Raw genomic sequence first — 6,162 nt, 5'->3', positions numbered from 1 at the left:
GGAAGCGTCAGATGTGTATCAGCGACAGGGGGGAGCAGGGTGTGCCGGGTGAGGTCGGTGAGCCTGGGTGTCCGTCGGTGCCTGACGTGCCTGGCGTGCCTGGCGTGCCAGGCTGGCCTGGGGCGCCTGGCGGGCCTGGGGCGCCGTCCCCGTGCCGGTGTGCCCGGTGCGCCTGGCGTATCCGCGTGTCCGCGTGGGGCACACCGTCGCCGGAGGGCGTGGGGCACACCGCCGCCGAAGGGCGTGGGGCGTGTGGTCGGGGTGCGGGCGGCCTGTGGTTGGTCGCGCAGTTCTCCCCCAGACTTCGTCCGGGAGGTGCCCCCACCCCCAGACTTCGTCCGGGGGGACCCCAGCGCCCCTTCGGGCGCGAGGTGCGGCGGTCGGCGGAGGCCCGGGGGCGTACCAGGCCGACCTGGCGCGTCGGGTCGCGAAGGGTTCCCCGAATAGTCTCCCTGGAGACGGCTGGAGGGGGACTGAAAGCGGCTGAAAGACGCCCGGGGCCTGGGACAGGACCGAGGCGGCCGATCGGCTGAATCCTGTTTTACCGAGTCCAGACGCGAGTGCGGGACTGGCCGGCATGCCTGACGGTGTTGAGGTGATGGATGACCCTTCCCTGACTCACCATCATGGAGGTGTGCGACATGGCCGACGCCGCTCGACGGCTCACCGCGCTCGCCGAGGAGGTGCTGGGGGCTCCGCTCCCGGTGCGCGTCCGTGCCTGGGACGGCAGCGAGGCGGGCCCGCCGGGAGCGCCCACCCTGGTCCTGCGCCGCAGCCGGGCGCTGCGCCGGATGCTGTGGAAGCCGGGCGAGTTGGGTCTGGCCCGTGGCTGGGTGGCCGGTGACATCGACATCGAGGGCGACCTCTACCAGGCCCTGGACCTCCTTGCCGAGCTGGTCTGGGAGCGCCCCGGGGGCGGGTCCCGGGAGAGCCGCCCGCGGGCCCTGTGGGGGGTGGTGCGCGACCCGGCGCGGCGCTCCACGGTCCGCAGACTGCTGGCCCTGGCCGGCCCCGGACTGCCGCCGGCCCCGCCCCCCGAGGAGGTGGGCGCGCGCCGCGGGCCGCTGCACACCCTCCGCCGCGACAAGGCCGCCATCAGCCACCACTACGACGTGGGCAACGACTTCTACCAGCTGGTGCTCGGCCCCTCCATGGTCTACTCCTGCGCCTACTGGGACACCGCCCCGGCCGGGCCCGGCACGGCGCCCGGAGGGGGCACGGAGGGGCTGGGGAGCCTGGAGGAGGCCCAGCGCGCCAAGCTCGACCTGGTCTGCCGCAAGCTGGCCCTGGCGCCCGGGCAGCGGCTGCTGGACGTGGGCTGCGGCTGGGGCTCCATGGCGCTGCACGCGGCCCGCGAGTACGGGGTGCGGGCGGTCGGCATCACCCTCTCCGAGGAACAGGCCGGCTACGCCCGCAAGCGCGTCGCGGAGGCCGGACTGAGCGAACTGGTGGAGATCAGGTCCCAGGACTACCGGCAGGTCGCGGACGGGCCGTTCGACGCGATCTCCTCCATCGGCATGGCCGAGCACGTCGGCTCGGTCCAGTACGCCGAGTACGCCGGGCACCTGTACCGGCTGCTGGCGCCCGGCGGCCGGTTGCTCAACCACCAGATCGCCCGCCGCCCGGAGCCGGACGAAACCGCCTACCACGTGGACGAGTTCATCGACCGCTACGTCTTCCCGGACGGGGAGCTGGCACCCCTCGGCCGCACCGTGTCCCAACTGGAGCAGGCGGGCTTCGAGATCCGGGACGTGGAGGCGATCCGTGAGCACTACGGCCTGACGCTGCGGCACTGGGTGGCCAACCTGGAGGCCAACTGGGTGGCGGCGGTACGCGCCACCTCGCCGGGCCGGGCCCGGGTGTGGCGGCTGTACATGGCGGCCTCGGCGCTGGCGTTCGAACACAACCGCATCGGGGTCAACCAGGTGCTGGCGGTACGCACTCCGAGGTCGGGGACCTCGGGCCTGCCACTGCGAGCCCGCGACTGGCGCGGCTGAACCCGGCCCGCGCTGCCCCGCCCCGCCTCGTCCCGTCCCGGCCCACCGCGACCGCGCGGGGCCCGGAACGCTGTGTTCCGGGCCCCGCACTCTGTTGTCCTGATCCCGCGCCCCTTGGGGCGGCTCGCCGGTCAGGCCTTGATGGCCGCCAGCATGTTGAGCTTGGCCGCCCGGCGGGCCGGCCACAGCGCGGCCAGGACGCCGACCAGACCGGCCAGCAGCAGGAACACGCCCATCCGGCCCCAGGGCAGGACCAGCTCGTAGGTGGAGATGCTGCTGGCGATGATCTCACCGGCCGCCCAGCCGAAGAAGATCCCGAGGCCGATGCCGAGCACCCCGCCGAAGAGCGAGATGACCAGCGACTCCAGGCGCACCATCCGCTTGATGGCGCGGCGGTCGAAGCCGATCGCGCGGAGCATCCCGATTTCCTGGGACCGCTCGAAGACCGACATCGCCAGGGTGTTGACCACACCGAGGACCGCGACGATCACCGCCATGCCGAGCAGCCCGTAGAGCATGTTCAGCATCATGGTGAACATCTGGGCGATGTCGTTGGAGACGTCCTCCTTGTCCTGCACCTGGATCGCCGGGTTCTCGCCGAGCGCCTTCTCCAGCCGGTCCTTGGTGGCGTCGCTGGCACCGTCCGCGGTCTTCACCATCACCTGGAAGTCCTTGACCTCGCGCAGGTGGGGGGTGAGCACGGAGTTGTCCACCATCAGGCCGCGGATCATCTCGTTGCCGTGGTACACGCCGGCGATGGTCAGGGTGCCGGTGCTGCGGTCCTCATAGGTGACCTTCAGCGTGGAGCCGACCTTCCAGCCCTTGTCCTCGGCGGTGTCCTGGTCCACGACGGCCTTGCCGGCGCTCAGGGCCGCGAAGGAGCCCTGCTCGAAGTCCACCTGGAGCAGCTTGTCCAGGGACTTGCCGGAGACACCCACCAGGTTCTCGTCCTCGCCGTCGATCCGGGAGTCGGCGAGGCGCAGCGGGCTGCTGGCGGTGACACCGTCCAGGGTGGCCAGCTTCTTCGCCACCTCGGGGGAGAGCGGCATGGCGCCCATGTCGCCCATGCTCACGACGTAGTCCGCCTTGAGCGAGTCGGTGGCCATCTTGTCGATGCTCTTCTGCATGCTGCCGGCGATCACGGTCAGACCGGTGATCAGGGTGAGGCCGACCATCAGCGCGGAGGCGGTGGCGGCGGTACGGCGCGGGTTGCGCACCGCGTTCTGCCGGGCCAGCTTGCCGGGCATCCCGAACACCCTCAGCAGCGGGTCGGCGGCGGCGATGATCGGGCGGGAGAGCAGCGGGGTCAGGACGAACACGCCGATCAGCAGCACGACCGCGCCCAGGCCCATCACGCCCTTGCCGTCCTCCATGGTGGTACCGGCCAGCACCGCGGTGATGCCCGCGCCGGCGAAGAGCGCGCCGATGGTGTTGCGCACCACCAGGCTGCGGGTGGTGGCGACCGCGTGGACGCTGTTCATCGCGGCGACCGGCGGGATCTTCGCGGCCCGGCGGCCGGGCAGCCAGGCGGCGAGCACGGTGACCCCCACGGCCACGGCCAGCGAGATGGCTATGGTGCCGCCGGTGATGACCAGGGGCCCGTCCGGGAAGGTGACGCCGGTGGAGCCGAGCAGGGAGCGCAGGCCGGCGCCGATGCCTATGCCGGCGAGCATGCCGGCGACACCGGCGACCAGGCCCACCAGGGTGGCCTCGATCAGCACCGAGCGGGTGACCTGGCGGCGGCTGGCGCCGACCGCGCGCATCAGCGCCAGCTCCTTGGTGCGCTGGGCGACCAGCATGGTGAAGGTGTTGGCGATGATGAAGATGCCGACGAACAGCGCGATGCCGGCGAAGACCAGCAGGACGGTGCGCAGGGTGCTGGTGCCGTTCTTGATGTCCCTGGCCTGGTCGTCGGAGAGCTTCTGACCGGTGTAGGACTTGGCGTCGCCCTTCGGCAGGAGCTTGTCCACCTCGGCCTTCAGCGCGGTCTGCGAGGTGCCGGCCGCGGCCTTGATGTCGATCTCGCTGTACTGGCCGGGCTGGTCGAACAGCTTCTGCGCGGTGGCGGTGTCGAACAGGGTGAGGGTGCCGCCGGCCGCGACGTTGCCGTCGTCGGTGGTGAAGATGCCGGTGACCTTCTGGCTGAGCACCGGGCCGTCGACGGAGAGCCGGATGGTGTCGCCGACCTTGTAGTGGCCCGCGTCGGCCGTCTTGGCGTCCAGCGCCACCTCGTCGGCGGAGCGCGGTCCCCGACCGTCCCGCAGCGGGTAGCGGGCGTCCTTGCCGTCCTTGCCGGGGTAGTAGTTGGCGCCGGCGTTGGAGAAGCCGGAGCGCAGGGTGTCGCCGTCCTTGTCGGACAGGGCCGTGTAGCCGTGGACGATGCCGGTGGCGGAATCCACGCCGGGCAGCGCGCTCACCCGGTCCAGCAGCCGCTGGCTGAGATGGGGGGCGGGCCCGATCCGCTTGTCGTTGTCGGTGTCCGGCTTGATCGCGACGTCGACGTTGGTGAAGCCCTTCTCAGAGCTCTTCTGGAACGCCTGGGAGATGGTGTTGGTGAAGACCAGGGTGCCGGAGACGAAGGCCACGCCGAGCAGTACGGCGAGCATCGTCATCAGCAGTCTGGCCTTGTGCGCGAGCACATTGCGCAGGGCGGTACGGAACATGGTCGGTGAGTCCTGTGAGGTCGGCCGTGGGCGGGGGGTGAGCGGGGCGGAGCCGGCGGGGCGCCGCGCCTCAGCTGACCCGGCCCTTGGCGTCGAAGCGCTTCATCCGGTCGAGCACGGTCTCGGCGGTCGGGTCGCGGAGTTCGTCGACGATCCGGCCGTCGGCGAGGAAGACCACCCGGTCCGCGTAGGAGGCGGCGACGGGGTCGTGGGTGACCATGACCACCGTCTGGCCCAGCTCGCGCACCGAGTTCCGCAGGAAGCCGAGCACCTCGGCGCCGGAGCGGGAGTCCAGGTTGCCGGTGGGTTCGTCGGCGAAGATGATCTCGGGACGGCCGGCCAGTGCGCGGGCCACCGCGACACGCTGCTGCTGACCGCCGGAGAGCTGGTTCGGCCGGTGCTTGAGCCGCCCGGAGAGGCCGACGGTGGCGACCACCTGGTCCAGCCACGCCTTGTCGGCCTTCCGGCCCGCTATGTCCATCGGAAGGGTGATGTTCTCCAGGGCGTTCAGCGTGGGAAGCAGGTTGAACGCCTGGAATATGAAACCGATCTTGTCCCGGCGCAGCTGGGTGAGCTTCTTGTCCTTCAGCGCGGTCAGCTCGGTGTCCCCGATCCGCGCCGAGCCTCCGGAGACGGTGTCCAGGCCGGCCATGCAGTGCATCAGGGTGGACTTGCCGGAGCCGGAGGGCCCCATGATCGCGGTGAACTCGGCCTGCTGGAACTCCACCGAGACCGCGTCCAAGGCGACCACCTGGGTCTCACCCTGGCCGTAGACCTTGGTCAGGTCCGTGGCGACCGCGGCTGCCACGCGGGTGCGGGGGGCGGTCTGGGCGCCGTAGGGGGTCGTGGTCACGGCTCTGGCTCCTGTCGGATCGGGGAGGTCTCGATGGGTTCCATCCTCCCTGCCGGTTCAGCGCCGCGAATCAGCCCGCGCGCTCGTCTTCAGGGGGGCCTCAAGAGGTACTGGCGCGGGCCGTGTCCTACTTGGGTATGAGACCGGGCCCCGCGGGTCCGGGCCGGGGCGTCGGCCGGGCTGGGACCGTGCGAGGACGGCGCGAGGACCGGGCGGAGATCAGGCTGGGATCGCGCGAGGACCGGGCGGAGATCAGGCTGGGATCGCGCGAGGACCGGGCGGAGATCAGGCGGGGACCCGGCGGCGAGAGGGCTTCGTACGGCCAGGGACCGACGAGATTCCGTCATTCCCTGTCACGAGTGCAGCGCAGCCGGTGACCAGGGTGACCGGGCCATAGGCATGTGCCAAGGGCCTTGACCCCCTGCTGATGATCCCTCAGTTGCCAATAAAATAAGACAACCTCGGTTCGTCGTTCCACTGTTCGGGGACGGCTCCCCGGATAGGCTCGTCCATGCTCCATGGCGAGGGTCGTGCGTGCGGCCCGAGGGCCACGCCCGGATGGTGGAATGCAGACACGGCGAGCTTAAACCTCGCTGGCCTTCGGGCCGTGCCGGTTCAAGTCCGGCTCCGGGCACCTCCAGGTCATCCG

Annotated in this window: 3 protein-coding genes and 1 tRNA gene; 2 read left to right on the top strand and 2 right to left on the bottom strand. The window is 71.1% G+C overall.

Translation table 11 applies throughout. The features are described from left to right. The first annotated feature begins 641 nt into the window (after positions 1 to 641). Positions 642 to 1,997, top strand: a complete 1,356-nt coding sequence (locus E4099_RS07395) for an SAM-dependent methyltransferase (protein WP_135338142.1) — start codon at positions 642 to 644, stop codon at positions 1,995 to 1,997. A gap of 131 nt (positions 1,998 to 2,128) precedes the next feature. Here the strand turns inward: E4099_RS07395 and E4099_RS07390 are convergent, their stop codons facing one another. Both E4099_RS07390 and E4099_RS07385 read right to left on the bottom strand, forming a co-directional pair. Next, complete coding sequence (locus tag E4099_RS07390) at positions 2,129 to 4,660, bottom strand: ABC transporter permease (protein WP_135338141.1); 2,532 nt, start codon at positions 4,658 to 4,660, stop codon at positions 2,129 to 2,131. A 70-nt stretch (positions 4,661 to 4,730) separates the two neighbouring features. Then, positions 4,731 to 5,513, bottom strand: a complete 783-nt coding sequence (locus E4099_RS07385) for an ABC transporter ATP-binding protein (RefSeq protein ID WP_135338140.1) — start codon at positions 5,511 to 5,513, stop codon at positions 4,731 to 4,733. Positions 5,514 to 6,065: 552 nt separating this feature from the next. Here E4099_RS07385 and E4099_RS07380 point away from each other — a divergent pair. After that, a tRNA-Leu gene (locus E4099_RS07380) sits at positions 6,066 to 6,147 on the top strand. Positions 6,148 to 6,162 lie beyond the last annotated feature (15 nt).

It is taken from the genome of Streptomyces palmae (assembly GCF_004684805.1).
GTDB lineage: Bacteria > Actinomycetota > Actinomycetes > Streptomycetales > Streptomycetaceae > Streptomyces > Streptomyces palmae.
This window is presented reverse-complemented; position numbering and strand designations above follow the sequence as displayed.

What these genes read in the sequence shown, in the direction of transcription:
- E4099_RS07390 (WP_135338141.1), bottom strand. Translation starts at nt 4,660, where the DNA reads ATGTTCCGTACCGCCCTGCGCAATGTGCTCGCGCACAAGGCCAGACTG.
- E4099_RS07395 (WP_135338142.1), top strand. Translation starts at nt 642, where the DNA reads ATGGCCGACGCCGCTCGACGGCTCACCGCGCTCGCCGAGGAGGTGCTG.